Source organism: Luteibacter sp. P4_E6 (genome assembly GCF_056401535.1).
In genome coordinates, this window is record NZ_JBFUJE010000313.1 from 1 (window position 1) to 4,671 (window position 4,671).

General features: G+C 65.3%; 6 protein-coding genes and 1 tRNA gene. 2 read left to right on the forward strand and 5 right to left on the reverse strand.

Annotated features, from left to right (window positions below; all coding sequences use genetic code 11):
• Positions 1-17: 17 nt before the first annotated feature.
• The 5 genes from panD to pcnB all read right to left on the reverse strand — a co-directional run bounded on the left by panD (position 18) and on the right by pcnB (position 4,135).
• Positions 18-398, reverse strand: coding sequence for an aspartate 1-decarboxylase (gene panD / locus AC1DT2_RS16185; protein WP_046967327.1), 381 nt, complete (start codon positions 396-398; stop codon positions 18-20).
• Between the two features lie 138 nt (positions 399-536).
• Positions 537-1,382: a pantoate--beta-alanine ligase gene (gene panC / locus AC1DT2_RS16190; RefSeq protein ID WP_213948340.1), complete on the reverse strand. Its 846-nt coding sequence runs from the start codon at positions 1,380-1,382 to the stop codon at positions 537-539.
• Between the two features lie 10 nt (positions 1,383-1,392).
• Complete coding sequence (panB, locus tag AC1DT2_RS16195) at positions 1,393-2,220, reverse strand: 3-methyl-2-oxobutanoate hydroxymethyltransferase (RefSeq protein ID WP_477297436.1); 828 nt, start codon at positions 2,218-2,220, stop codon at positions 1,393-1,395.
• 65 nt (positions 2,221-2,285) lie between these two features.
• Positions 2,286-2,768: a 2-amino-4-hydroxy-6-hydroxymethyldihydropteridine diphosphokinase gene (folK, locus tag AC1DT2_RS16200; RefSeq protein WP_477297439.1), complete on the reverse strand. Its 483-nt coding sequence runs from the start codon at positions 2,766-2,768 to the stop codon at positions 2,286-2,288.
• Positions 2,768-4,135: a polynucleotide adenylyltransferase PcnB gene (gene pcnB, locus AC1DT2_RS16205; protein ID WP_063570393.1), complete on the reverse strand. Its 1,368-nt coding sequence runs from the start codon at positions 4,133-4,135 to the stop codon at positions 2,768-2,770. The genes folK and pcnB overlap by 1 nt, the downstream gene beginning before the upstream one ends.
• A gap of 144 nt (positions 4,136-4,279) precedes the next feature.
• Here pcnB and AC1DT2_RS16210 point away from each other — a divergent pair.
• Together AC1DT2_RS16210 and fdxA are read left to right on the forward strand one after the other, a co-directional pair.
• A tRNA-Glu gene (locus AC1DT2_RS16210) sits at positions 4,280-4,355 on the forward strand.
• Positions 4,356-4,384: 29 nt separating this feature from the next.
• Positions 4,385-4,671 (forward strand): ferredoxin FdxA (gene fdxA / locus AC1DT2_RS16215; RefSeq protein ID WP_477297438.1); only part of this gene is annotated, 287 nt, incomplete at its 3' end.

Below are 4,671 nucleotides of genomic sequence, written 5' to 3' on the forward strand. Positions count from 1 at the left end.
CCTACAACGCAGGCTGCTTACGCCGCCTGCTTGGGAATCGAATGGTTCGTATGCGTGATGCGGTTGTTCGCGTCGACGTAGACCAGGTCCGGCTGGTACTTGGCCATCTCGGCCTCGGACAGGCCGACGAAGGCGGCGATGATCACCAGGTCGCCGGTGGACACGCGGCGCGCGGCGCTACCGTTCACGGAGATGATGCCCGAGCCCTCTTCCGCACGCAGCGCGTACGTGACGAAGCGTTCGCCGTTGCTGATGTTCCAGGCATGGATCTGCTCGTACTCGCGGATACCCGCGGCATCGAGCAGGTTGCCGTCGATGGCGATCGAACCTTCGTAGTTCAGCTCGGCGTGAGTCACCGTGGCCCGGTGGATCTTGCACTTGAGCATGTTGAGGTGCATGGCGGTCTCTGGAGTTTGGCGGTTACAAAAACGCCCATTCTAACGGAGGGTTGCCCGCTCCGTCGCATGGGCTTCCTCTGTCGGTGCGCTTTATGGGGGACGGCGCCTGGAAACGCAAGTCCCCGTTCGTGAAGGGATTCAGTCGAAAGGCAGGTTGTCGATCAGGCGGGTCGCGCCCAACCGGGCGGCAACCAGCGCCACCAGGCCTTCCCGCTCGTCCGGAGCCGGCTCGGCGAGGTCTTCGGCACGGCGGATGGCCAGGTAATCCGGCACGAAGCCGGCGCGCTCCAGCCGGGCCTTGGCGGCCTGCTCCAGCGCCTGCCAGTTATGCCCCTGGCGAAAGAGCTCACGCGTCTGCTGCAGCGTCGAGTAGATCTGCGGCGCGCGGGCCCGTTCCTGGGGCGAGAGGTACTGGTTGCGTGAGCTCATGGCCAGGCCATCCTCTTCACGCAGGGTCGGTCCCGACATGACCTTCACCGGCAGGGAGAGGTCCCGGACCATCCGCTCGATCACCTTGAGCTGCTGGAAGTCCTTCTGGCCAAACACGGCGAGGTCCGGCTGGACCAGGCTGAAAAGCTTGGCAACCACGGTGGCTACGCCGTCGAAATGACCCGGACGATGAGCACCTTCCAGGGTTTCGGTCAGGTCGGGCACGTGGATGCTCACGCTGGAGGCCGCGCCGAACGGATAAAGCGTCGAGACCTCCGGCGCGAACAGGATGTCGCACTCCGCCTCGGCGAGCCCGGCCTGGTCCTGGGCCAGGGTGCGGGGATAGCGCTCATAGTCCTCGCCCGGGCCGAATTGGGTCGGATTGACGAAGACGCTGGCGATCACACGGTCGGCCCGGGCACGGGCCAGCTTCAGCAGGGAATAATGCCCGGCGTGCAGGTTGCCCAGGGTCGGCACGAAGCCGACGTTCAGGCCAGCACTTCGCCAGCCGCGAACAGTGGCGCGAAGTGCAGCGGCATCGGTAACGGTCTGCATAGTGGAACCCTCAGCTGAAACTGTGTTCGACGCCGGGGAAGCGCTGTTCACGCACGTCCGCGACGTAGGCGCCAATGGCAGCCTGGATGGAATCGCGTCCAGCGAGGAAATCCTTGGAAAACTTCGGTCGTTTACCCGGCGTCAGGCCGAGCAGGTCGTAGACGACCAGCACCTGGCCGTCGCAGTCGATACCCGCCCCGATCCCGATGACGGGGATGGACAGCTCGGCCGTGATGCGCGCCGCCAACGCCGAGGGGACGCATTCGAGAACGAGCAGGTCGGCACCGGCGGCTTCGACCGCCTTCGCATCGGCAAATAGCTTGTCGGCGGCGTCCTGGGTCTTGCCCTGGACCTTATAGCCACCGAACTTGTTCACCGACTGGGGGGTGAGGCCCAGGTGGCTGCACACCGGGATATCACGCTCGGCCAGCGCGGAGATGACCTCGCAGATGCGACCGGCGCCCTCGATCTTGACCATGGCCGCGCCACCCTGCCCGATCAGCCGCGCAGCGGTTTCCATCGCCGTGGGAGCGTCGCGGTCACTCATGAACGGCAGGTCGGCGACCAGCAGCGTGGCCGACAGGCCGCGTGCCGTCGCAGCGGTGTGATAGACCATCTCGTCGACGGTCACCGGCAAGGTGCTCGAACGTCCTTGCACCACCATGCCCAGCGAATCGCCGACCAGAGCCACGTCGACACCGGCGGATTCCAGTTGGGCAGCGAAACTCGCGTCGTAGGCGGTGAGCATCACGATCTTCCGGCCTTCGGCTTTCATCGCCTTCAGACCCGGCACGGTCACCGGCTTTCGCGCCGGCGCGCTCGTTTTTTCCACGTACACGCTGTGTCGCCTCGTTGGGTGAAACGGGAATTGTCCGCCTTGATGAGCGCTAGCTCAACCAAGACTCACGAAAGCGGTATGCAGCCTTGGGTATCTATCTTCCCGAGCAGGTCGCTTACGCGCCCCACACCGGGCAACTCCGCATTGGCGGCGATATCGGCCAGGGGCATCAGCACGAAGGCGCGCTCGGCAATGCGCGGATGCGGCACGCTCAGGCGTTCGTTGTCGATCACGTCGTCACCGTAGGCCAGCAGGTCGAGGTCCAGCGTCCGCGGCCCCCAGCGCTCGCCATCGCGAATACGACCGAAGGCACGCTCGGTCGCCAACAAGGCATCCAGAAGCTCCAGCGCCGGCAAACTCGTCTCGACAGTGATGGCCGCGTTGATGAAGTCGGGCTGCGCCACGGGCCCCCAGGGGGCCGTGCGGTAGAACCGCGAGCGCGCCACGACAGCCACACCGGGCAACACGTCCAGGGCGGCGATCGCGGCATCGAGCCGTTCGCGCACTTCACCCAGGTTGCCGCCCAGTCCGATCAGGGCACGAACGATCACGCGCCGCCCGAATCGCCCTTGCCGCGACCACCGGGCTTGCGCCGGCGGCGGCGCTTGCGCGCAGGCGCCGTGGCTGCAACGGTGGTTTCGTGCACGGGAACGCCACCGCCACCGAGTGCTGCCGCGAGCATTTCCGGCGGCAACTGCTGCGCGTGCGCCCACCATTCACCAAGCTCGCGCATGCGCTCGGATTCGTGCGCGCGCAGGAGGAGGAAGTCGAACGCCGCGCGGAAACGCGGATGCGACATCAGGCGGAACACACGCTTGCGATGGATCTGCTCGAAGCGGGGCTGGAGCGACCAGATTTCTTCCATCGTGAAGGTAAAGCGGCGCGGAATAGCGACGCGCTGGCATTGCTCGCCCACCACGTGCACGGCAGCGCGCTGCCAGGCTTCATTGATGTCGAAACCCTGGGCAATCCAGCCGTGCGCCTGATCACGCACCTCACCCCACAACAGTACGGCATAGAGGAAGGCCGGGGTGACCGACTTGCCTTCGGCGATACGGGCATCGGTATTGGCCAGGCCCTGCTCGACCAGCGCACGGAGCGCCTGGTCGCCGCGCTCGAGCGCGCGTGCGGTGGCCGGAAAGAGGAACTTCAGGAGGCCGCAGGCCTCGAGCATCCGGAAGCTCTTCAGGCCGTGACCGGCAAGGAAGAGTTTCAGCGACTCGTCAAACAATCGGGCCGGCGCGGCCTCGCCCAGCAGGTGACCCAGCGAGGCGAACGGCGCCAGGGCTTCCTTGTCGATGGTGAAGCCCAGCTTGGCGGCGAGACGCGCCGCGCGAAGCATGCGCACGGGATCTTCGCGATAGCGCAGGTCGGGGTCACCGATCAGTCGCATGGTCTTGTCTTCGAGATCCTGCATGCCGCCGACGTAGTCGCGCACGCTGAAGTCCGAGATGTCGTAATAAAGGGCGTTGACGCGGAAGTCGCGGCGGACGGCGTCTTCCTCGATCGTCCCCCAGATATTGTCGCGAACGATCCGGCCGTCGACGATGTGGCGGTCRCCCTCACCCCCCGTGCCGTCCTCACCCGTGCCACGGAAGGTGGCCACCTCGATGATCTCCGGCCCAAAGACGACGTGGGCCAGCCGGAAGCGGCGGCCGATCAGGCGGCAATTGCGGAACAGCCCCTTGACCTCGTCCGGGGTGGCGTTGGTCGCCACGTCGAAGTCTTTCGGGTGACCGCCTAGCAAGAGGTCGCGCACGGCACCGCCGACCAGGTAGGCCGCGAACCCCGCGTCGTGCAGACGATAGAGGACGCGCAGCGCGGCCTTGCTGATGTTCTTGCGGGAAATGGAGTGGTGTTCGCGCGGGATGACGCTGAGCGTCGGCGCAACCTCATTCCTGGTTTCGGGATTCAAGCGGTCGTGGTCCTGGCGGGCGCGRTGGCGTCCTTCAAGTGGGAAATGTAACGAATTAGACCCCGGCCGACGAGCCTGCAAAAAACCGTTGCCCGGCTCCGGGATTTCGCTATACTAGCGCGCTTCGTACCCCACGTACGACCTGCTCCCTTCGTCTAGTGGTCTAGGACACTGCCCTCTCAAGGCGGGAACACGAGTTCGAACCTCGTAGGGAGCACCACTTTTCCTCTTTCGGCGCCCATTCTTCGCATGACCTTTGTCGTCACTGACAACTGCATCAAGTGCAAGTACACGGATTGCGTCGAGGTTTGCCCGGTGGATGCCTTTCACCAGGGCCCGAACTTCCTGGTGATCAATCCGGACGAGTGCATCGACTGCACCCTGTGCGAGCCGGAATGCCCGATCAACGCGATCTACCCCGAGGACGACGTCCCCGCGGGTCAGGAAGTGTTCGTCGCGCTCAATGCCGAGCTGGCCAAGGCCTGGCCGGTCATTACCGAGCGCAAGGACGGCCTCCCGGACGCCAAGGAATGGGA